This is a genomic window from Thioclava sp. DLFJ4-1 (assembly GCF_002020145.1).
Classification (GTDB): Bacteria; Pseudomonadota; Alphaproteobacteria; order Rhodobacterales; family Rhodobacteraceae; genus Thioclava; species Thioclava sediminum.
Window position 1 is genome coordinate 17,425 of sequence record NZ_MPZT01000003.1, and the last position, 21,932, is coordinate 39,356.

Genomic DNA, 21,932 nt, shown 5'->3' on the forward strand with positions numbered 1-21,932 from the left:
AGCCTACTCCGCCGCGACGCTGCGCGGGGCAAGCGCGCGGGTCATGGTGTCGGCATACCAGTCGACGAACTGGATCACGCCGGACTCCCAATCCGGGCTGTAGGGGCCCGGCGTGTAGGCCGGAGAATTGATGCCGCGCTGGTTGTCCTCGACGATCTCGCGGTCCTGATCGTTGGTGGCGATCCAGACTTCGGTGAGGCGATCCAGATCGTAATCCACGCCTTCGACCGCATCGCGATCCACGATCCAGCAGGTCGTCACCTCGGTTTGCGTGGGGCTGATCGGCATGACCCGGAAGGTCAGCGTGATGTCGGGCAGGAAGTGGTTCCAGGTCGACGGGTAGTGGAATTTCAGCAGCGAGCCGGCATCGGGCAGGGCGACGCGCCCGAGCGGACGCCGCACCGCCGCCTGACCGTCCATCGTGTAGCTGACGGCATTGTCTTGCAGCGGCATCCGCGCCAGACGGTATTGGCCGTCGCCACCCAGTCGGAATTGCGCCGGCGCGCCGGATGCCTCGCAGCGGTCGAAATGCCCCTGAAGCCGGGCCGAGATCGAACCATCGGCGGAGACGCCCGCGACTTCCGGATCCAGCGGGAAGGAGTTGCACAGCTCGGGGTGGTTGCTCGAGCAGTGATAGCATTCGCGGTTGTTCTCCCAGACCAGCTTCCAGTTGCCTTCCTCGATGATCGACGAGGTGAAGGCGACCTTGCCCCGGTGCAGGTCGTGGACCTCCAGATAGGGGCGCGCCATCGCGGCGAAGGCTTCGAAATCCGGGGCGTCGTCGGCCAGACAGATATAGATCAGGCCGCAGAGATCGCGGGTCTGAACGGCATGGAGGCGATGCTCTTTCGGGTCGAACTCCGGCCCCATCTCGCGCGCCCAGAGCAGGCTGCCGTCCAGATCGTAGGTCCATTGGTGATAGGGGCAGACGAGCTTGGCGACGCGCCCGCCGGACGACTTGCACAGGATCGAGCCGCGGTGGCGGCAGGTGTTGTGAAAGCCCCGGATCTCGCCGTCGCTGCCCTTGACCAGAATGACGTCATAAGCCCCGATCTTCAGGCGCGCGTAGTCGCCGGTCTTGACCAGCTGGCAGGCCGGAATCGCATAAAGCCACTCGCGGTAGTAGATATGCTCGAGATCCTCCTCGAAGATGCCCGGGTCGGTATAGAAAGCCCGGTCGAGCGAATATCCGGGTTTGCGATGTGCGAGCAGATCGGCAAGAGGAGGTGTCACGGGCGCGGCCTTTCCTATCCAAGCGTGATTTCACCTCATTTCAAGTTTGCTTTTTCGTGCCTCTCAACGTCATAAATATTCATCCCGGGTGAGTTCAGCTCACCTAAGACATATTTCGACACGGAATGGTTCGAAACCGACATCATGCAGCGCCCCTATGATCTTCCCTCGCTTAGCTCACTGAATTGTTTCGAGGCTGCTGCCCGAAAATTAAGCTTCAAGGCGGCGGCGTCAGAGCTGTACGTGACCCCGACGGCCGTCAGCCATCAGATTCGGGCGCTCGAGACGGAGCTCGGTCAGCAGCTGTTCCGCCGCCAGCATCGCGGCGTCGAATTGACCGAGGCCGGGGCCTATCTGTTCAACGCCGTGCAGCGCAGTTTTGAAGCGATATCCGACGTGGTGAGGGATATGCGCGGGTCCGTCGCGGAGGACGACGTGATGGTGCTGGCCTCGACCGCGGTCAGCTCTTTGTGGCTCACTCCCAAACTGACGGAATTCTGGCTGAACCATTCGGATATCAACGTCTCGCAAATCGTGAGCGACGCGGTGGATTTGGAAGCGACCGTCGATCTCAGCCTTCATTACGGCGAGTTTCCCGAGGGGGACGAAACCTGCACGCAGCTTTTTCAGGACCGCATCTGCGCGGTCGGATCGGAGGCATTTGCTGCGCGCTATGCCATCACCGCCGCACATGACTTGCACCGCGTCCCGCTGATCCACATCACGCGCGAGCGCCATCGTTGGACCGAATGGCCCGATTGGCTGTCCGAGCTCGGCGCTCCGCGGCCGACCGGCAAACGGATCACCGTCAACAATTACATGATCGGGCTGCAGATGGCGAAGGAGGGTGTCGGCGCTCTGCTTGGTTGGGACGGTCTGGTCGGCCACCTGATCGACGCCGGAGAGCTCGTCGCGCTCGGGTCAGAAAGCGTGGTGTCGCCACAGTGCTTCTACATCAAGGTTCACCGTCGCGCCTCCGCAAAGGCGAAGAAATTCCGCGACTGGCTGGTCGCGCAGAGCGTCACGAAGGCGGATGGCTGACTGGAGATTGTCGCGAGGGTTTGCTCGCGTCGAACGCAAAGCGAACAAAATGCGCCGGACTTGTTCCGTCGCCGTCTCTGGGAGCCCGACCCGACAGAGGAAGCTCAGAGGCCGCAACGGTCAGGTTTTGCTCTCATCCGGTTCCTCGGCGACTTCGGGATCGTTGTAGTCGTTGGGATCGAAGTCGTCAGGGTCGAACGCGTCCTCTTCTTCCGCGATGCCGGTCACGTAGGAGGTTCCCGTTTCTTCATCGAAGATCAGACCGTAATTCGCGCGTCCCTCCGATCTGAACCGGAGAAACTCGTGAATGCCCGCGTAGAGAGCGACGAACACGAAGGGCAAAAGTATCACTGCAGCAAGTATCTGAGCGCTGATGGCGGACCTCCTCCGGGCTGAACAGCAAGGGCGGATTGTCTGTGGCTGCAAGCCGGGTCAATGAAACGGCAGGCTAACATCATCTGGATGCAGGTTCGAGCAATCGGGCGTTCAGTGTGACCTGCATCTGAGCAAAAAGATGGGTCAGCGGACCGTCGAGGTCAAGGCTGGGCGCGGGCAGGGACTGTGCTTTCGCACCCCGCGTCGAGTGCCGGAGACCCCGCCGCCTCAGGCGTCGACGGGTTTCACCTTGGGCGGGATCGGGGCCCCGGACGGGTCGATCCCGTGTTTCTGCAACGCCTTGTGCATGTAGCTGCCGCGCCGGGGGCGGTTGTTCTCGGCCTCTTCCAGACGGGGCTTCATCCGACGCGCCCACATATGCACCGCATAGGTCTCGTCGGTCAGGAAATCCGTCTCCACGTCGAAGCGCGACATGATCATCTTGTTCCGGTTCTTGAACGGGATCGGATAGAAGGCCTGTTGCGAGAGCGCATGGTCCCATTCGCCGGTCTCGCGCAGGAAGTGGCTCAACGCGGCAGGGCCGGTCAGCCCCCATTCCTGCTCGGAGAAATGCACCGGTTCGCCGCGGTCGCGAGCCGCGCGCAGTTCCTCTTGCTGCTCTTCCTTCAGCCATGGCCCGATCGCGTAAGGATCGGCCACGAAATCCAGCAGCCCGCGCAGCGTCTGCGACTCCGCAGGCAGGCGCATCACCGCATTGCAGATCAGGTGCGGCTTCTCCAGCCCGAACACGTACTCATCTTTGAAATCGAAGGGCTTCACGCAAAGCACATCGGCGTCGACCCAGATGTAATCGGTCTTCTCCATCAGATGCAGGCGCCACAGATCGGCATGGATCGCGGGGCTGCCGGTGCGCTTGTGGCGGATGATCTCGTCGCCCGGGAAGATCTCGCGCGCGTCGCGCAGGGTCACGCCGGGCGGGGCGTTCGGGATCAGGTTGTAGCAATAAAGCAGCGTGTCATGGCCCGCATCGACGAAAGATTTCAGGCTCAGCTGTTCGAGCCAGGACAGGCGGTCTCCGATCCACAGGGTCGCGATCGTCGGCAGTTGGGACAAGGGTAGGCTCCTGTTTGGAAAGGTCTTTCGCGGCGGTCAGGCTGCGTGGGGGCGGTATCCGGTAAGTTCGGTGGAGACGTCGGGCGTCCAACGGGGGCGAGAATGCACGAAATCTCGTTCACAATATGACGGGTTCGATTCACTCCGCATCCTGCGGCTCAGGCCACGTTCTGCGCTCCGCTTCCCTGTTGCCATAAATGTGCCCGATCTCTTTGGTTTTTCTTATCTCGCCCTCGCCGTGACGATAGCACCAAACCATCCGTATGTAATTGATCGGCGCAAGAAAAAATGTCAGACCTCAACGGATCCCGAGCAGGAAAAAGCGATTTCGATGGCCGATGATTTCGAAGACGACGCCGCAGGTGATGAGTCCGGGCTCGAGGAGAAGCTGCCCGATTGGTATCGCGAGATTTTTCCCGCAGGTCCCCGCGACGGGTTCTATGAAAAGCTCGGGGCTCATGCGCTGATCCATGTCGCGCGCGACCCGGCCACGCTGGTCGTGACGTTCGATAACCTCTCGGATGCGGGCTATCCCGGCTACGACATCCGGCCCTGGGCCGAGAAATTCATCCGCGACAATGGCTGGAGCCATCTGGGCGTGGTGGCGCAGGGCCCGACATGGTTTCGCGACGCGCGGCTGATCGCCCGGATGGAGGCATTGCGTGATCAGGGCTTTTTCGAAGGATACGCACGGGTCGTGATGACGGGCACCTCGATGGGCGGCTTCGGCGCGCTGGCCTTCGCCGATCTGGCGCCGGGCTGCGAGGTGGTGGCCTTCAGTCCGCAGACGACGCTCGCGCGCGATCTGGTCCCGTGGGAGCGGCGCTTTGCCCGTGGGCGCGATCAGGACTGGTCGCTGCCGCGCTCGGATGCGGCTGAACATAGTGGTGCGGCGGCCAAGGTCTGGGTGATCTGCGATCCCTTCCTGCAAGAGGATATGCGTCAATTCGGGCGTCTGCCGCGCGATAACGTCACGCTGCTCAAGGCGTTCGGGCAGGGGCACAAGACGGCGCTGGTGCTGCGCCGGATGGAGCTTCTGAAGGCGGTCATTGCGCGCGCGGTTGCGGGCGAACTTAGTGAGGATTGGTATTATCGGTCGACCCGAGGCCGCAAGGATATCTACCTTTACCGCAAGGTGATGGAAGACCATCTCGCCAGCCGCGGCAAGGAACATCGCATCCCGCGTCTGGTCGCGGCCTTCAAGGCGCGCAGGCAAGCCCAAAGACAGACGCGCGCCGCGACGACCTCGCCCGGGTCATAACGCCTTTTGAGGTGTAATACGCCGGGGCAGGGCGGCTTGCCCGCGCCTCAGCCGGACGTCGCCTCGCGCAACCGGGCGGCCTCATGCATCATCGCGGTCAGTCGGGCGACTTCGGGGCGCTCGGTCATCTCGTGCTTCATCGTCAGCCCAACCGCGCCCGACATGAACTGCGCGCCCAGCGGAAGGCTCACCAGAAGGCCCGAGGCGAGTTCACGCGCCACCACGCCGCGCGAGATGAACCACAGCATATCCGACCCTTCCAGAAGCCCGAGCCCGGTCGCGAGCGACACGGTCTCGATCGGGCAGCGCGGCTCGGTGATGCCCTGCGCGCCCAGATAATCGTCGACGATGCGCCGGATGATCGCGCCGCGCGTGGGCAGGATCACGTCGCATTGGCGTAGCGCCTCGGGGGCGGGGCTGTTTGCGAAGGGATGGCCCGCGCGCGCCGCGAGGATGACCTCTTCCTCATAGAGGAAATCGAAGCGCAGCCCCGGCATGTCGCCCGCCGCCGGCATCCGCCCGATCATCAGATCCAGCGCGCCGGAGCGGATCCGGTCGAGCAGATACAGGTTCGGCCCGGTGCTGATCGAGAGCCGCGTGCCCGGATGAGCGCGGCTGAAGTCGAGCGCCACGCCCGGAAAGATCGAGCCCGCCACGGTCGGCAGCGCGCCCACATTGATCACGTCGCCGATCCCGTCGCCGCTCAGCGCAGCGGCGCCTGCCTCAAGCTCCTGCAGCGCCTGTATCGCATGGCGGCGAAACGCCTCGCCCGCAGGAGTCACCGTCAGCCGCCGCCCGCGCCGTTCCAGCAGTGCGCCGCCCAGCATCGCCTCCATCTCCGAGAGGGTTTTCGACAGGGCAGGCTGCGAAATTCCCTGTTTGCGCGCCGCAGCAGAGACGCCGCCTGCCTCGATCGTGTCGAGAAAGGCGCGGATGTGCCGCAGCTTGAGACCTTTATGCATAGCCATGGGGTTATGGATTAACGTGCATTTTATATTTGGCTCAAGCGAAAACTTCAGAAAAGATTATGGCGGGAGGAAGAGGATGCACGCACTTATTTGCGACTGGGGCCATATCCATTACCGCGAAGACGGTGTGGCACAGGGCGTTCCGGTTATATGTCTGAACTCGCTGGGCACCGATCTGCGGATGTGGGATGGGCTTGTCGCCCCGCTCGCCGGCTATCGTCTGGTGCGCATGGACAAGCGCGGCCACGGGCTGAGCGCGACCTCTGACGCCACCCCCACGATCACCGATCTGGCGCGCGACGCGCTGGCGGTGGCCGATCATCTGGGCATCGAGCGGGCGGTTTTCGTCGGCTGTTCGATCGGCGGCATGATCGCGCAGGAGATCGCGCGGATCGCCCCGGAACGCGTGCTTGCACTCATTCTCAGCAACACCGCCGCCAAGATCGGCACCGAGGAAAGCTGGGCCGAGCGGATCGCCACGGTGGAAACTCAGGGCCTGCCCGCGATGGCACAAGGCGTGATCGAGCGTTGGTTCGGCCCCACCTTCCGCGCCCATCCCGATTGCGCGCTTTGGGTGACGGAGGTCGCGCGCACCGACGCCAAGGGCTATGCGAATTGCTGCGCGGCGCTCGCCGGGGCCGATCTGCGCGACGCGCTGCCCGAGATTTCCGCCCCGACGCTGGTGATCGCGGGCAGCCATGACGGCGCGACCCCGCCCGAGCAGGTCATGGAGATGGCCGCCGCCATTCCCGGCGCGCGGGCCGAATTGATTGAAGGCGCGGGGCATATTCCCGCAATCGAGGCGCCCGAGCAGGTGGCGCGCCTCATTACTGAATTTCTGAAGGAGCATGAGCGTGTCTGAGCGATATGAAGCAGGGATGGAAACGCGCCGTCGCGTCTTGGGCGACGCCCATGTCGACCGCGCCGATGCGAGCAAGACCGAGTTCGACGCGCCGTTTCAGGAATTCATCACCGAAGGCGCCTGGGGCTCGGTCTGGTCGCGGCCCGACCTGACGCCGCGCGAACGCTCCATCGTGACGATCGCGCTTCTGGCGGCGCAGGGCAATCACGAGGAGATCGCGATGCATACCCGCGCCACCGCCAACACGGGTGCCTCGCCTGAGGACCTGCGCGAGGCGATGTTGCATGTCGCGGTCTATGCGGGCGTGCCGCGCGCCAATCACGCGATCAAGATCATCAAGGAAACGCTGAAGGAGATGGGCCAATGACCGGTCGTTTGATCCCCCGCGAGGCCGGTATCCATCCGCCTCTCTTCACGCCAGCCTACAAGACCTCGGTGCTGCGCAGCCCGCAGCGCGCGCTGATCTCTTTCGACAGCTCGCCCAGCGAAGAGACCGGGCCGACCTTCGGCCATGTGAAGCTCGGCGCGCTCGATAACGACCTGCTGCTGAACTACGCCCGCCCCGGCACCAGCGCCATCGGCGAGCGGATCATCGTTCACGGTCGGCTTCTGGACGAGAACAACCGTCCGATCCCGAACGCGCTGATCGAGATCTGGCAGGCCAATGCGGGCGGGCGTTACCGCCACAAGAAAGACGGCTATCTGGCGGCGCTCGATCCCGATTTCGGCGGCTGCGGGCGCACGATCACGGGCGAAGACGGCTCCTACGCGTTCCGCACCGTGAAGCCCGGTGCCTATCCGTGGCCCAACGGTCCGAACGAATGGCGCCCGGCGCATATCCACTTCTCGATCTTCGGCCACAGCTTCGGCCAGCGTCTGATCTCCCAGATGTATTTCGAGGGCGACCCGCTGATTGCACGATGCCCGATCGCACAGACGATCCCCGACAAGGCGGCGCTCGACCGGCTCGTGGCGGCGCTCGACATGAGCGAGACGAAACCGATGGACGCGATTGCCTACCGCTTCGACATCGTGCTGCGCGGCCACCGCCAGACCCATTTCGAAAACCGCCCGGAGGGATTGTGATGGTGCAGAAATTCGACAAGCCGATCCTGACGCCTTCGCAAACGGCAGGGCCTTACGTCCATATCGGTCTGGCTCCCGAAGCCTGCGGCATCGAGGATGTGCCCTTCGAGACGCTGGGCCGCGAGATCGCCGGGCCGGAGGCGAAAGGCGACCGGATCAAGATCACCTGTCGCGTCGTCGACGGGGGCGATCTGCCGCTGCGCGACTGTCTGGTCGAGACCTGGCAGGCTGACGCCGCCGGGATCTATCCGGGGCAGGAGGGGGCCGACCCGGCTGTCTCCGGTTTCGGCCGTATGCCCGCCGATTTCACCACCGGCGAGATCATTTTCGAGACGATCAAACCCGGTGCGATTGCGCTTTCGGGCGACCGCAAGACGCCGCCGCATATCTCGTTCTGGATTTTCGCGCGCGGGATCAATCACGGGCTGCACACCCGGATGTATTTCCCCGAGGACGATCTGTCGGGCGACCCGCTTCTCGCGCGGATCGAGCATCGCGACCGGATCGCCACGATGGTCGCCGAGGCGACCGGTCCGGGCGAATACCGCTTCGAAATCCGTCTGCAAGGTGCAGGCGAAACCGTCTTCTTCGATATCTGAGCCATGACCCAGGACCCTTGCATCATCTGTGTCGCGATCACCGGCTCCGTGCCGCAGCAATCCGACAACCCCGCTGTGCCGATCACGATCTCCGAGCAGATCGAGTCGACGCAGGCCGCGTTCGAGGCGGGCGCGACCATCGCGCATTGCCATGTGCGCAACGAGGACGGCTCGCCGAGTTCCGACCCCGACCGCTTCGCGCGGCTGATGGAGGGGCTGCACCAGCATTGCCCCGGCATGATCGTGCAGCTCTCCACCGGCGGCCGGTCCGGCGCGGGCAAGACGCGTGGCGGGATGCTGCCCTTGCGGCCCGATATGGCCTCGCTCTCGGTCGGGTCGAACAACTTTCCGACGCGGGTCTATGAGAACCCGCCGGATCTGGTCGACTGGCTGGCCTCCGAGATGAAGACCTACGATGTGCGCCCCGAGATCGAATGCTTCGACCTCAGCCACATCTTTCAGGCCGCGAAGCTGGTCGGCGACGGGCGGCTGCCCGCGAATGTCCATGTGCAATTCGTGATGGGCGTGAAGAACGCGATGCCGGTCGACCGCGCGGCCTTTGATTTCATGCGCGAGACCCGTGCGCGCGTTCTGCCCGAGGCGACATGGTGCGCGGCGGGTGTCGGGCCGGGGCAGGCGATCGTCAACCAATGGTGCATCGAGACCGGCGGCCATTGCCGCACCGGGCTGGAGGACAACATCCGGCTTGATCGGGACACGCTCGCGCCCTCGAATGCGGCGCTGGTGCAGCGCACGGTCGATCTGTGCGAAAAGGCGGGCCGTCCGGTTGCCACATGGCAGCAGGCGCGCGAGATCCTCGCATTGCCGATGAAGGGGGCCGCATGAGCCTCTCTCCCCTCGACAGCCCGCTCTGGTCCGGTCTCTACGGCGATCCGGAACTGGGTGCGATGCTTGGCGATGCCGCATTGCTGGCTGCAATGGTGCGGGTCGAGGTGGCATTGGCCGAGGCCTGCGCGGCCGAAGGCGTCGTGTCCGAGAGCGCGGCTGCCGAGATTGCGGACAAGCTGACCGGCTATCAGCCCGATCCCGCGACGCTGGCCGCAGGGGCTGCGCGCGATGGCGTGCCGGTTCCGGCGCTGCTGAGCGATTTGCGTGGCAAGCTGTCGGAAGAGGCAGGGCAGGCGCTCCATTGGGGGGCGACCTCGCAGGACATTATCGACAGCGCGACGGCGCTTGTGATGACGCAGGCGCTCGCCGTGATCGCGGCGCGGCTGCGGCGCGTGATCCGCACCACCGGCGCGCTGGCCGGGCGCGAGGCGGAGACGGTGATGGCCGGGCGCACCCGCAGCCAGATCGGCCTGCCGGTGACCTTCGGCGCGCTGGTGGCGTCCTGGGGGCAGCCGCTGATCGACGCGGCGGCGCGAATGGCCGTGATGCAAGGCGCGGGCCGGGTCTCGCTGCATGGCGCGGTCGGTACCGATGCGGCGCTGGGCGACAAGGCGCAGCCGGTGCGCAACCGCATGACCGCGGCGCTGGGCCTGCAGGCCGAGGATCAGCCGTGGCACAGCCGCCGCGACGCGATGGCCGCGACCGGCGCGCAGGCGGTGCTGCTGACCGGCTCGCTGGGCAAGATCGGCACGGATGTGGTGACGCTCGCGCAGTCGGGGATCAACGAGGTGCGGATCGCGGGGGGCGGCTCGTCCACCATGCCGCATAAATCGAACCCCGTGGCCGCCGAGGCGCTTATCGCACTGGCCCGTCACGCCGCGCATCTGCAGGTCAGCCTTTTCGAATCCGCACTGCATGGTCAGTTCCGCGACGGCGCCGCCTGGGCGCTGGAATGGATGAGCCTGCGCCCGATCCTAGTGGCCTGTGGCGCGTCGCTGCGCCTCGCCGAAGAGATGCTGCAAGGGCTCGAGGCCGACGGCCCCCGAATGCGCGCCAATCTCGAGGCGGCGGGGTTCGGCCCTTACGCCGAGCGCGCGATCTTCACGCTCGCCAAGACGCTGCCGCGCAACGCGGCGAAGACAGCGGTGCAAGAGGCGATGGCCGCACCCGATCCGGTGGCGGCGCTTCTGGCCGCCTATCCCGAACTCGACGGGGACACCCTGACCGATCCGCTTCTGGCGGCAGGGCAGGCCCCGGCGCAGGCGCGCGCTTTTGCGCAGCGCTGCAATGACCTTTGCGGAGGAGACGCATGAAGACCCAAGTCGCTATCATCGGTGGGGGCCCGGCCGGGCTGCTGCTGTCGCAATTGCTCGACCTGCATGGGATCGAGAGCGTCGTGCTCGAACGGCGCTCGCGCGACTATGTTCTGTCGCGGATCCGGGCCGGGGTGCTCGAACAGGGCACCGTTGATCTGCTGCGCGCCGCAGACGTGGGCGCGCGGATGGACCGTCAGGGCGAAATCCATGACGGGGTCGAGATCTCGTGGCATGACGAGCGGCTCAATATCGACATCAAGGACCTGACGGGCCGCGGCGTGATGGTCTATGGCCAGACCGAGGTGACGCAGGACCTGTATGCCGCCCGCGATGCGCGCGGCGGCACGGTGCTGCACGAGGCCGAGGTGACCGCGATCGAAGGCATCGAAGGCGACGGTGTCACCGTGCATTTCACCCATGAGGGCGAGGCCAAGACCCTGACCGCCGATTTCGTCGCGGGCTGCGACGGCTTCCACGGGCCCTCGCGCACTGCGATCCCGGAACGCCATCGTCAGGAATTCGAGCGCGCCTATCCGTTCGGCTGGCTCGGCCTTCTGTCGGAGACGCCGCCCGCCGCGCCCGAGCTGATTTATGCTGCCCATGATCGGGGCTTTGCGCTGTGTTCGATGCGCTCGCCCACGCTGAGCCGCTATTACGTCCAGGTCGCGCTCAGCGAGAAGCTCGAAGACTGGCCCGCCGAGCGGTTCTGGGACGAGCTGCGCACCCGCATCCCGGCCGATGTGGCCGAGACGCTGGTCACCGGCGAGCCGCTGGAGATGTCGATCGCGCCGCTGCGCAGCTTCGTCTCCGAGCCGATGCGCCACGGGCGTCTGTTCCTTGCGGGCGACAGCGCCCATATCGTGCCGCCGACCGGCGCGAAGGGCCTGAACCTCGCGGCGTCCGACGTCTACTATTTGCACCGCGCCTTCGATCGGTTCTACAACCACGGCACGTCCGAAGGGCTCGACGCCTATTCCGAGACGGCGCTGTCGCGGGTCTGGAAATGCGAGCGCTTCTCGTGGTGGATGACCTCGATGCTGCACGATTTCCCGGAAACGGGTGCGTTCGAGCGCCGGATGCAGCGCGCGGAGTTCGAGTATCTCCAAATGTCGGAGACCGCACGCAAGAGCTTTGCCGAAAACTACGTGGGCCTGCCTTACTGACAGGCCGAACCGCCCCCGCGCGCGGGGCACAAAGGGAGGAAAAATGATGAAATTTTCGAAACTGCTGGGGCTGAGCGCCGCAGCCATGCTTTGGGCGAGCGGGAGCTTCGCACAGGAGATCACCCTCAAGCTGCACCATTTCCTTGGCGCCAAGGCGCCGGTGCAGACGCAGATGCTTGAGCCCTGGGCCAAGCGCGTCGAAGAGCTGTCGAACGGCAAGGTCAAGATCGACATCTACCCGGCGATGACGCTGGGTGGTCGCCCGCCCGAGCTGGTGCAGCAGGCGCGTGACGGCGTGGTCGATCTGATCTGGACGCTCAACGGCTACACGCCCGGTCTCTTCCCGCGCACCGAGGTGTTCGAACTGCCGACCGTCTTCAACAACGACCCGGCCGCGACCAACCTCGCGATGCGCGACATGTTCGATAAGGAGCTGAAGCAGGAATACGAGGACAAGGGCCTCGAAGTGATGTTCCTGCACGCCCATGCGGGCAACGGCATCCACACCGTGGATACCCCGGTTCACAGCCCCGCCGACGTGAAGGGCATGAAGCTGCGTACGCCGTCGCGCACGGGCGCTTGGGTGATCGAGGCGCTGAACGCGCAGCCGGTCGCGATGCCGGTGCCGGAACTGCCGCAGGCGCTCTCGAAGAAGGTCGTCGACGGTGCGCTGATCCCGTGGGAGATCATCCCCGCGCTGAAGCTGCAGCAGCAGACCCAGTATCAGATCGAAGGTCAGGACCATTGGCGTCTGGGCACCTCGATCTTCCAGGTGTCGATGAACAAGGCGAAATGGGACAGCCTGCCCGACGACGTCAAGGCGGCGTTCCGCAAGGCCTCCGACGAAGAGTGGCTGAAGCAGGTCGGTGATATCTGGCGCACCAGCGACAATAACGGGATCAAGGCCGCCGAAGCGGATGGCAACGAGCTGATCACGCTCTCGGCCGATGAGACCCAAGCCTTCAAAGACGCGATGCAGCCGGTCGTCACCCGTTGGGAAGACGAGGTGAAAGGCCAAGGCATCGACGGTCCGGCGCTGGTGAAAGAAGCCCGCGAGCTGACCGCTGAAGAAGAAAAGAACCTGGCGAGCCAGTAACCAACGGAGCGGCGACGATCATGCATTCTGCAACCGAGACTTTCTTGCGCAAGGCGATCTATGCCTGGGCCCTCGCCGGAGGCGGGGTGCTTGCAGCGATCGTCGCCGTAAACGTCTGGACCGTGGTGGGCGGCTTTATCGGGCTGCCCTTCGCGGGAGACTTCGAGCTGACGGAGATGGGGGTCGCCATCGCGGCCTTCATGTTCCTGCCCTATTGCCAACTCGCCGATCAGAACGTGACGGCGGATATCTTCACCTCGAAACTGAGCGCCGCCGTGCAGCGCCGCTTCTCGGCCATCGGCTCGGTGCTGGCGCTGGGCTTCGCGGCGCTTCTGCTGTGGCGGATGTATTTCGGGATGCTCGACCAGAAATCCTATTCGCTCGCCACCACGATCCTGCAGATCCCGGTCTGGTGGGCCTACCTTCCCGCGCTTGCTTCGCTGGCGCTACTTTTCATCGCCGCAGCGCTGAGCCTGCGGGACAACTGGACGGGGCGTGCCTGATGGACCCGATTACTCTCGGCCTGCTGGGCCTCGCCATTCTCGTGGGGCTCATCGTGATGCGTGTGCCCATCGCCTATGCCATGATCGTCGTGGGCGCTGGCGGCACCGCGATCATCAACGGCCCGGCGATCCTGCTGAGCCAATTGAAGACGCTCGCTTACGGCCAATTCTCGATCTATGACCTCTCGGTCGTGCCCATGTTCGTCCTGATGGGGGCGCTGGCCACCAAGACGGGCCTATCGCGTGATATGTTCCGCGCCGCGAACGCGTGGTTCGGCTGGATGCGCGGCGGCACCGCGATGGCCTCGATCGCCGCCTGTGCGGGCTTCGGCGCGGTCTGCGGCTCTTCGCTCGCCACCGCCTCGACGATGGGCAAGGTCGCCCTGCCGGAGCTGGAGCGCTACAACTACTCGCCCGCACTCGCGACCGGTTCGGTCGCGGCGGGCGGCGTTCTGGGCATCCTGATCCCGCCCTCGGTGATCCTCGTGATCTACGCGGTGATCGTCGAGGCCAATATCGTCACCATGTTCATGGCCGCGCTGATCCCCGGTCTGATCGCCGTCGTGCTGTTCCTGATGACCATCGCGATCTATGTCCGCCTCGTGCCGAGCGCAGGCCCCGCGCAGGGCGTGTCGGACAAGGCCGAGTTCTGGGCGGCCACGCGCGGCGTGCTGCCGGTGCTGGGCATCTTCGGCGTCGTGATCGGCGGCATCTATGCGGGCTTCTACAACCCCACGCCCGCCGCTGCGATCGGTGTCTTCGCGGTCTTCGTCTACGGGCTTTTCCGCGGGCTGATGTCGCGCGAGGCGATGCGCTCGTCGATCCTCGAGACGGCGGGCACCACGGGCATGATCTACCTGATCCTGCTGGGGGCCGAGCTTCTGAAGATCTTCATGTCGCGGGCAGGGGTGCCGCAGGCGGCTGCCGATATGGCGGTGAATTCCGGTCTGCCGCCGATGATGGTGATGGCGATCCTGCTGATCGCGCTGATCGTGCTGGGCTGCCTGATGGACTCGATGTCGATGATCCTCCTGGTGCTGCCTTTCTTCTGGCCGGTGCTGGTCGAGATCAATGGCGGGCTCTACCAGATGGCGGACGGCTCTGGCTTCGGCCTCTCGACCGACGAGCTGAAGGTCTGGTTCGGTATCCTCGCGCTTGTCGTGGTGGAGCTAGGACTGATCACGCCGCCTGTGGGGATGAATGTCTTCGTGATCTCGGCGCTGGCGAAGAACGTGCCGATGGGCACCACCTTCCGGGGCGTCTTCCCGTTCTTCCTGTCCGAGCTGGTGCGCGTCGCACTGCTGCTGGGCTTCCCGGCGCTGACGCTGTGGCTGCCACGTGTGCTTGGCGGCTGAGCAATCGTATGAACGGATGAGATAGAGCGGGGGGCGCACAATCGCCCCCCGTTTCGCATTCAGACAGCGCGCATCGGGGCGAGGGCCTTGTGTTCGACCCCGATCCGCACCCAGAGCATCGCCGCGTTCAGCACGGTGAACAGCACCGCGACCCAGAAAAGCCCCAACACCATCGGGGCCACGAAAATCTCCGCCACGACCAGCATGTAATTGGGGTGCGAGACGTATTTGAACGGCCCGCGTGCGACCAGCGGCTCGTCGAGGATGATGATCCGCGTCGTCCAGCGACCGCCGAGGCTGGTGAGAATCCAGACGCGCAGGACCTGCAAGACCGCGAAGATCGCGAGCCAGCCGAGGTGGACCGGCTGGCCGAGCCCGAAGACGATCAGGCAAAGAATCCAGGCGCTGTGCATCGCGACCATCACCGGGTAATGCGACGCGCCGACCTCATAGGCCCCGCGCGCCAGAAGCCGGGCGGTGTTGCGCTTGGCGATGACCAGCTCGCTCAGCCGTTGCACGACGATGAAAGCCAGGAACAGGAGGCTCGGGAGGACCATCAGGCGGCCTCCCTCTCGCTTTGGGCCGGGCCGACATGGAAGGGCAGGAAGGAAGCGGTGAAGCCGGGGCCGAGTGCGCAGCCCATCATCTGCCCGGTCTTGCCCGCGTCCAACACCGCCCGCATCACGAACAGCATCGTGGGCGCCGACATGTTGCCCGCCTCGCGCAGCACGTTGCGCTCGGCATCCAGCACGCCCTGTTCCAGATGCAGCGCACCCTCGATCGCCTCCACGACCTTCGCGCCGCCGGGGTGGCAGACATAGCGGTCGATCTCGTCATGGTTGAGGTTCGCGGCCTTGAGCGCGCCATCGGCTGCCTCCGCGAACTCGGACGTGACGAAGCCCGGGATCGAGCGGTCGAAGATCACGCCGAAACCGATCTCGTCCACATCCCAGCCCATGATGTCGAGCGTGTCGGGCCATGTCTTCTGGTGCCCCTGACCGAGCGAGATCACCTGACCCGTGCCAGGCGCCTCGGTGCTGACGCAAGCCGCCGCCGCGCCGTCCGCAAACAGCACGGCCGCCACGATATCGGCCTTCTGCATCCGGTCCGCGCGGAAGGAAAGCGAGCAGGTTTCGACCACGACGAGCAGAACCTTTGCGCCGGGCCGCCCCGCCGCGATGGATTGTGCCGTCGACAGCCCCGAGACGCCGCCCGCGCAGCCCAGACCGAAGATCGGCACGCGCATGATGTCATTGCGAAATCCCATCTCGCCCAGCACCTGCGCCTCGAGCGAGGGCGTCGCGAGCCCAGTCGAGCAGACGGTGACCACGCAATCGACCTCCGAGCCCTGCCAGCCTGCGGTGTCGAGGGCCGCCTGCGCCGCGTCGATGAATAGCGCCTTCGCACCCTCCATGAAAGCCGCGTTGCGATCAGCCCAGCCGTGCTCTTCCGAGAACCAATCGATCGGCACGACCGAATAGCGCCGGTCGATCCCGGCCGTGTCGAAGGTCTTCGAGAGCCGCTCGAATTGCGGGTAGGTCTCGCCGAAGATGATCTCGGCGCGCTTACGCACCTCGGATTGCGCGAGACAATACGGCGGCAGGGCAGTCGACAGACCGTGGAGATAAACTGACATGGCAATTCCTTTCCGCTGAAGGCTGATGCTGGTCAGTCCTTGAGGAAACTTTTGAAAAACTCGGGGGCGCGTTTGGATTGCCCTGGAAGTCAACGGACGAGAGGGACCTTTGGTTCAGCTGCAAGGAAAGGGAGCTGGCGCCGGGCGGCGAAGCCGGGTCGCTTAACAGTCGCGCGTAACAGCATGTGAATAGGGGATTTTCTTCGATAGGCGCGCGCGGCGGTTTTGTCTTCAACACCAAGCTGTGATCGCAATGGGGCGATGTTTCCCCGGGCCGGGCGCTGGCGGACTACCGGTGCAGCGAGAGAGGACGGCAAACGCACGGTCCTCCACAGTGTCAAAGTCGTCCTTTAGTAGCCTGATTTCGCGAGATTTTCCAAAAATTCCCGGGCCTAAAGTTGGACCGTCACTAGCCACATTGCCGCAGCGCGGCACACGGCGACTTGAGGCCGAATTCGTGTTTCGAAACCGGTTTCGGCTTTACGAAATCGGTTTCGTTAACCTAGTCTCTCGCCATGGAGGAGATTCGCGACACAAATAAGAAACCGTCCGAACCGGCGCCGCGCCGGGTGCGGATTTCTGATCTGGCGCAGGCGCTGGGCCTGACCAAGAGCACCGTGTCGCGGGCGCTCAATAATTATTCCGACATCTCTCCCGAGACCCGCGAGCGCGTGGCGCGCGTCGCCGCCGAGATGGGCTATGCGCCGATGCCCTATGCGCAGGCCGTGCGCACGGGGCGGGTGCGGGCGCTGGGGCTGGTGCTCGAACTGGACGCGCCGGACCGCTACGGGCCTTTCCTCACGGATTTCCTTGGCGGGATCACGCAGGAGGCCTCGCTGGAAGGCTGGACGCTGACGATCGCCTCGTCGAATTCGCGCGAGGAGATGGAGGATACGGTCACGCGGCTCTTGCAGGAGCACAAGGTCGACGGCTTCATCCTGCCGCGGACGCAGGTCGTGGACCCGCGGGTGAAGTTCCTGCAGGCGAAACACGTGCCCTTCGTGCTGTTCGGCCGCACTGGTCACGGCCAGCCCGATCCGGGTCTGTCGTGGTACGACGTGGATGGCGAGGGCGCGATGCGTGCCGCGGTCGCGCGATTGGCGGGCTTCGGTCATCGCCGCATCGCCTTCGCCGGGTCGCATGCGAGCTACAATTTCGCGCTGCTGCGCCGGGACGGCTACCGCGAGGGGCTGGAAGAGGCCGGGCTGCCCTTCGATCCCGAGCTCGAGCTGATGGAAATCTCCGACCGTTCGGAAGGGGCGCAGGCGGCGCGCGATCTGCTCGATCTGCCACATCCCCCGACCGCGATCGTCTATTCCACGGACGCGACCGCGCTGGGGGCCTATGACGTGGCGCGCGAGCGGGGGCTGACGATCGGGCGCGACCTGTCGATCATCTCCTATGACGGTATTCCCGAGGGCCGGATGGTCGATCCGCCCCTCACGACATTCGCAGTCGACAGCCAGCACGCGGGCGCGCGTCTCGCGTCACTGCTGATCGCGCAGCTCCGCGGTGCGCCGCCCGGAGAGCTGACGGAATTGGTGGCGGCGCAACTGGAACCGGGAGGCTCCGATGGGCCGCCGGTCGACCCATAAGAGAAACGCAATCTACCGGGAGGAAAGTAAATGAAGCTAATTCGAGGACATAAAACGGCGATGCTGATGGGCTCGACCGTGCTGGCGCTGATGGCGGGCGCCGTCGCGGTGCAGGCCGAGACGATCAAGTTCTGGACCACCGAGGAACAGCCCGAGCGTCTGGCCAAGCAGCAGCAGATGGCCGACGACTTCAAGGCCAAGACCGGCATCACCGTCGACGTGATCCCGGTCACGGAGAGCGACCTGAACCAGCGCGCGACCGCCGCTTTTGCAGCGGGTGATCTGCCCGACGTGATCTACACGCCGCTGCAAAACGTGCTGCCCTGGACCGATGCGGGCATCGTCGACACGCTGGCGAGCACCGATGTGGTCGACAAGCTCGATCCGGCGACCTTCGCGCCCGGTGCGCTGAAAATGGTCGAGACGGATGGCGATTACGCCGCCGTGCCGGTCGATGGCTGGACCCAGATGATCCTTTATCGCAAGGACCTGTTCGACAAGGCGGGCCTCGCGCCGCCGACCGATTTCAAGTCGATCGAAGCCGCGCTCGACAAGCTCAACAATCCGCCGAGCATGTATGGTTTCGTTGCCGCGACCAAGGTCGACGAAAACTACATGAGCCAGATCCTCGAACAGATCTTCCTCGCCAACGGCGTCTCGCCGGTGGGACCGGACGGCTTCAAGCCTCTCGATGAGAAGAAGACGGTCGAGGTGCTGAACTTCTACAAGAAGCTGGCCGACGCCTCCCCGCCCGGCGAGAACTACTGGAAGCAGTCGCGCGAGCTGTATTTCGCGGGCAAGGCGGCGATGATCATGTGGTCGCCCTTCATCCTCGACGAGCTGGCCGGTCTGCGTGACAGCGCTCCGCCGATGATCAACGACGATCCGACCTCGACCGAGCTGTCGAAGGATACCGGCGTCGTGACCAACCTCGCGGGCCCGTCGAACCCCGACGGTGCGAGCTGGGCGGACCTGCGTTACTTCACCATCACCGCCGATGCCGACACCGAAGCGGCCGAGCAATTCGTCGATTACTCGATGAATGACGGCTACGAGCAGACGCTGTCGATCGCGCCGGAGGGCAAGTTCCCGACCCGTCGCGGCACCGATGCGGATCCGGAGAAGTTCACCAAGCTCTGGGCGACCCTGCCGGTGGGCGTGGATCGCAAGGCGCCGCTCAAGGATCTTTACGCGCCGGCCGTGGTCGACGAGATCACCAAGGGTCTCGACACCGCGCAACGCTGGGGCGTGAAGGACGGGCAGCTCGCGCTGGCCTCGAAGATGCTCAACAGCCAGGTCATCAACCGGGTTGTGCGCGACTTCATCGACGGCAACATCTCGGCCGAGGATGCGGTCGCGAAGATGAACGACGAGCTGGGCAAGATCAACTGATCCGACCTCTGGCCGGGGCAGGGCGGCTGCGCCTTGCCCCGGGACCAAAGCCCGCTCTGACTGCATGGATTGGAGACTGTCATGACTGACATATCGCCGCCCAAGGGGCGCGGCGCGCTTGCCCGTCGCGAGGCGCGCCTGGCCTGGGGCCTGCTGTTCCCGACCATCGCGATCGTGGCGCTTGTCGTGATCGTGCCGCTGCTGGCGATCTTCTGGATCTCCTTCAAGCCGGTGACGCTGGGCGATCTGCGTCCGGCCGAGATCCGCACGCGGGTCGCGCTGCGCGAACGCGGCGATCAGGCGCTTCTGGAGCTGCGCGTCATCAACCCCTCGCGCGAGCAGGAGATGACCAAGGCTGCGCTGAACGTGACCCTGCCCGAGGGCGTGACGCTGACCGGCGATCTGCCGCAGGGCTGCGCGATGGACGGGCAGGACCTGTCTTGCGATTTCGGCACGCTCGAGGCCGGCGCGAACGAGCGCTTCCGCGTCGATGCGCAGGTGACGGGGGACACCCGCGAGGCAGAGCGCGCGATGCGTGACGCCAAGGTTACGGCGACCGGTCACGTCTCGAACGTTCTGACGAATTCCACCTTCACGCTCGACAACTTCCGCCAGCTCTTTTCGGGCAGCGAGTTCTGGAGCGTTCTGGGCATCACGCTGTTCTACACGGTCTTCGGCACGCTCGGCGCGCTGGTCGTGGGGCTGTTCGCGGCGCTGCTGCTCAACAAAAGCTTCCGCGGGCAGGGTATCCTGCGCGGGCTTTACCTCTTTCCCTATGTGGCCCCGGTGATCGCCGTGGCCTTCACATGGATCACGCTGTTCGATCCCTATTCGGGCTCCGCCAACGCGCTGCTGGTGCAGATGGGCGTGAGCGAAGGCGCGATCAACTTCTTCGGTGCCAAGCCGCTCGCGCTGATCATGGTGACGGTGTTCGAGATCTGGCGCTATTTCCCGCTCTCGTTCCTCTTCATCCTCGCGCGGATGCAGAGCATCGACACGGATATGTATGAGGCGGCGGATATGGACGGGGCCTCGCCTTTCCAGAAATTCTGGTATCTCTCGATGCCGCAGCTGCTGGGGATCCTCTCGGTCCTGTTCCTGCTGCGCTTCATCTGGACCTTCAACAAGTTCGACGACATCTTCCTGCTCACCGGCGGCAATGCCGGCACGCGGGTCCTGACGGTCAATGTCTACGAACAGGCTTTCGCGGTGTCGAATATCGGTGCGGGTGCCGCGGTCGCCGTGGTGATCTTCGCCTGCCTTCTGGTCTTCTCGGGGCTGTTCTTCCGCACCATGAGTCGGGAGGAAGGGCTATGAAAATCCTGCATAAAGGCTATCTCACCGGGCCGATCATCGGCGCGCTCTGGGCGCTGGTCATGTCGGTCACGCTGGGGGTCGCGATCTCCTTTGCGACCGGCGCTGCGGCCAAGCCCGCTCTGATCGGGTCGCTGATCCTCGGGCTTGCGACCGGGTTTTCCCGCGTGCGCATCGCCAATCGCTGGGCCGCGGATGCGGTGGCGGTATTCGTGGCGCTGGCGCTGATGGCGGTGGGCCTCGGCGCGCTGCAATTCGACGACAGCTTCAACTTTGTCTGGCGCGTCGCACTCAGCGTGGTGCTGGCGGGAGCGGTCTCGATCCCGCTCAACTCGATCCTGCGCGAGCTGCGGTTCGGTGCGCTCACCCGCCACCAGTTCGAGGATGCGGTGATCCGCTTCCTCACCGGCTTTGGCTACATCTTCTTCACCGCGATCGTGGTCATCCCGTTCTACGTGATGGTCATGACCTCGATGAAGTCGCAGCAGCAGCTGATGCTCAACCCGCTCGATTTCTCGATCGACCTGAGCCGGGGCTGGCACCTGTTCGACAGCTATTACGAGTTGATGACGCGGTTCCATTTCGGGCGCTACCTCTGGACGAGTTTCTACGTCTCGGTGCTGACCGTGCTGCTGACGCTGCTGTTCTCGGTGCCCGGCGCCTATGCGGTGGCGCGGCTGCGCTTCCGCGGGCAGAAAGTGTTCTCGCGCGGCATCCTGCTGATCTACATGGTGCCGATGATCGTGCTCGCGCTGCCGATCTACATCGCCTACTCGATGGTCGGTCTGCGCAACTCGATCCTCGGGATCGTCATGATCTACCCGGTCACCACGATCCCGGTCGCGCTGTACATGCTGCAGGGCTATTTCCGCGGCCTCCCTGTGGAGGTCGAGGAGGCGGGGCTGATGGACGGGCTTTCGCGGCTCAAGGTGATCTGGAAGATCACCCTGCCGCTGGCGCTGCCCGCGATGGCTTCGGTCGGGCTCTATGTCTTCATGATCGCATGGAACGAGTTCCTGCTCGCCTTCATGCTGCTCGACGATCCCAGCAAATTCACCCTCACGCGGGGCATCGCCTCGCTCAACTCCTCCGAGATCCCGCGCCAGCACCTGATGGCGGGCGCCGTCATCGCGACGGTGCCGATCATGGCGCTGTTCCTCGGGCTCGAACGTTTCATGACCCGCGGCCTGACGGCCGGCGCGGTGAAAGGATAA

22 protein-coding genes are annotated in these 21,932 nt (G+C 64.8%); 16 read left to right on the top strand and 6 right to left on the bottom strand.

All coding sequences use genetic code 11. The features are described from left to right. Positions 1–3: 3 nt before the first annotated feature. On the bottom strand, positions 4–1,233 hold the full coding sequence (locus BMI85_RS09970; protein WP_078601189.1) for an aromatic ring-hydroxylating dioxygenase subunit alpha: 1,230 nt from the start codon (positions 1,231–1,233) through the stop codon (positions 4–6). A gap of 144 nt (positions 1,234–1,377) precedes the next feature. On the opposite strand from BMI85_RS09970, the gene BMI85_RS09975 reads away from it, so the two are divergent. Further along, a complete protein-coding gene (locus BMI85_RS09975; protein ID WP_078601191.1) occupies positions 1,378–2,274 on the top strand; it encodes a LysR family transcriptional regulator in 897 nt (298 codons plus the stop codon). 120 nt (positions 2,275–2,394) lie between these two features. Here the strand turns inward: BMI85_RS09975 and BMI85_RS09980 are convergent, their stop codons facing one another. Both BMI85_RS09980 and BMI85_RS09985 read right to left on the bottom strand, forming a co-directional pair. Beyond that, a complete protein-coding gene (locus BMI85_RS09980) occupies positions 2,395–2,625 on the bottom strand; it encodes a hypothetical protein (RefSeq protein ID WP_348638974.1) in 231 nt (76 codons plus the stop codon). Between the two features lie 252 nt (positions 2,626–2,877). Continuing rightward, positions 2,878–3,723 (bottom strand): hypothetical protein, encoded by an 846-nt coding sequence (locus tag BMI85_RS09985; RefSeq protein WP_078601193.1) that lies wholly within the window; start codon positions 3,721–3,723, stop codon positions 2,878–2,880. A gap of 331 nt (positions 3,724–4,054) precedes the next feature. On the opposite strand from BMI85_RS09985, the gene BMI85_RS09990 reads away from it, so the two are divergent. Next, the gene (locus tag BMI85_RS09990) at positions 4,055–4,984 is read left to right on the top strand and encodes a hypothetical protein (protein WP_078601195.1); all 930 of its coding nucleotides are present in this window, start codon (positions 4,055–4,057) and stop codon (positions 4,982–4,984) included. 47 nt (positions 4,985–5,031) lie between these two features. Here BMI85_RS09990 and BMI85_RS09995 read toward each other — a convergent pair whose 3' ends face one another. After that, the gene (locus tag BMI85_RS09995; protein ID WP_078601196.1) at positions 5,032–5,952 is read right to left on the bottom strand and encodes a LysR substrate-binding domain-containing protein; all 921 of its coding nucleotides are present in this window, start codon (positions 5,950–5,952) and stop codon (positions 5,032–5,034) included. 76 nt (positions 5,953–6,028) lie between these two features. Here BMI85_RS09995 and pcaD point away from each other — a divergent pair, with 76 nt between their 5' ends. The 10 genes from pcaD to BMI85_RS10045 are packed head-to-tail and all read left to right on the top strand — an operon-like array spanning position 6,029 to position 14,781. Further along, entirely contained in the window at positions 6,029–6,814 is a 786-nt protein-coding gene (gene pcaD, locus BMI85_RS10000) for a 3-oxoadipate enol-lactonase (RefSeq protein ID WP_078601198.1), read from the top strand. Between the two features lie 16 nt (positions 6,815–6,830). Then, positions 6,831–7,181 (top strand): 4-carboxymuconolactone decarboxylase, encoded by a 351-nt coding sequence (gene pcaC / locus BMI85_RS10005; RefSeq protein WP_246832537.1) that lies wholly within the window; start codon positions 6,831–6,833, stop codon positions 7,179–7,181. Continuing rightward, entirely contained in the window at positions 7,178–7,900 is a 723-nt protein-coding gene (gene pcaH, locus BMI85_RS10010; RefSeq protein WP_078601202.1) for a protocatechuate 3,4-dioxygenase subunit beta, read from the top strand. The genes pcaC and pcaH overlap by 4 nt, the downstream gene beginning before the upstream one ends. Continuing rightward, positions 7,900–8,499 carry a protocatechuate 3,4-dioxygenase subunit alpha gene (pcaG, locus tag BMI85_RS10015; RefSeq protein WP_143595049.1) on the top strand — a complete coding sequence of 200 codons (600 nt, stop codon included), beginning with the start codon at positions 7,900–7,902 and terminating at the stop codon, positions 8,497–8,499. The genes pcaH and pcaG overlap by 1 nt, the downstream gene beginning before the upstream one ends. Positions 8,500–8,502: 3 nt before the next feature. After that, positions 8,503–9,345, top strand: a complete 843-nt coding sequence (locus BMI85_RS10020; RefSeq protein WP_078601559.1) for a 3-keto-5-aminohexanoate cleavage protein — start codon at positions 8,503–8,505, stop codon at positions 9,343–9,345. Further along, the gene (locus BMI85_RS10025; protein ID WP_168174772.1) at positions 9,342–10,661 is read left to right on the top strand and encodes a lyase family protein; all 1,320 of its coding nucleotides are present in this window, start codon (positions 9,342–9,344) and stop codon (positions 10,659–10,661) included. The genes BMI85_RS10020 and BMI85_RS10025 overlap by 4 nt, the downstream gene beginning before the upstream one ends. After that, positions 10,658–11,827 (top strand): 4-hydroxybenzoate 3-monooxygenase, encoded by a 1,170-nt coding sequence (gene pobA / locus BMI85_RS10030; protein WP_078601206.1) that lies wholly within the window; start codon positions 10,658–10,660, stop codon positions 11,825–11,827. Before BMI85_RS10025 ends, pobA begins: the two co-directional genes overlap by 4 nt. A 46-nt stretch (positions 11,828–11,873) precedes the next feature. Next, complete coding sequence (locus BMI85_RS10035) at positions 11,874–12,923, top strand: TRAP transporter substrate-binding protein (RefSeq protein ID WP_078601208.1); 1,050 nt, start codon at positions 11,874–11,876, stop codon at positions 12,921–12,923. A gap of 20 nt (positions 12,924–12,943) precedes the next feature. Further along, complete coding sequence (locus BMI85_RS10040; protein ID WP_078521002.1) at positions 12,944–13,426, top strand: TRAP transporter small permease subunit; 483 nt, start codon at positions 12,944–12,946, stop codon at positions 13,424–13,426. After that, positions 13,426–14,781: a TRAP transporter large permease subunit gene (locus BMI85_RS10045; RefSeq protein ID WP_078521001.1), complete on the top strand. Its 1,356-nt coding sequence runs from the start codon at positions 13,426–13,428 to the stop codon at positions 14,779–14,781. The genes BMI85_RS10040 and BMI85_RS10045 overlap by 1 nt, the downstream gene beginning before the upstream one ends. A 59-nt stretch (positions 14,782–14,840) precedes the next feature. Here BMI85_RS10045 and BMI85_RS10050 read toward each other — a convergent pair whose 3' ends face one another. Further along, a complete protein-coding gene (locus BMI85_RS10050; RefSeq protein WP_078601210.1) occupies positions 14,841–15,338 on the bottom strand; it encodes an isoprenylcysteine carboxylmethyltransferase family protein in 498 nt (165 codons plus the stop codon). Further along, a complete protein-coding gene (locus tag BMI85_RS10055; RefSeq protein ID WP_078601212.1) occupies positions 15,338–16,417 on the bottom strand; it encodes a type III polyketide synthase in 1,080 nt (359 codons plus the stop codon). Before BMI85_RS10055 ends, BMI85_RS10050 begins: the two co-directional genes overlap by 1 nt. 515 nt (positions 16,418–16,932) lie before the next feature. Here BMI85_RS10055 and BMI85_RS10060 point away from each other — a divergent pair. The 4 genes from BMI85_RS10060 to BMI85_RS10075 all read left to right on the top strand — a co-directional run bounded on the left by BMI85_RS10060 (position 16,933) and on the right by BMI85_RS10075 (position 21,932). Further along, a complete protein-coding gene (locus BMI85_RS10060; RefSeq protein ID WP_078601214.1) occupies positions 16,933–18,012 on the top strand; it encodes a LacI family DNA-binding transcriptional regulator in 1,080 nt (359 codons plus the stop codon). Positions 18,013–18,042: 30 nt separating this feature from the next. After that, positions 18,043–19,404, top strand: a complete 1,362-nt coding sequence (locus tag BMI85_RS10065) for an extracellular solute-binding protein (RefSeq protein WP_078520997.1) — start codon at positions 18,043–18,045, stop codon at positions 19,402–19,404. Between the two features lie 81 nt (positions 19,405–19,485). Beyond that, complete coding sequence (locus BMI85_RS10070; RefSeq protein WP_078601216.1) at positions 19,486–20,721, top strand: sugar ABC transporter permease; 1,236 nt, start codon at positions 19,486–19,488, stop codon at positions 20,719–20,721. Then, positions 20,718–21,932 carry a carbohydrate ABC transporter permease gene (locus tag BMI85_RS10075; RefSeq protein WP_078601217.1) on the top strand — a complete coding sequence of 405 codons (1,215 nt, stop codon included), beginning with the start codon at positions 20,718–20,720 and terminating at the stop codon, positions 21,930–21,932. Before BMI85_RS10070 ends, BMI85_RS10075 begins: the two co-directional genes overlap by 4 nt.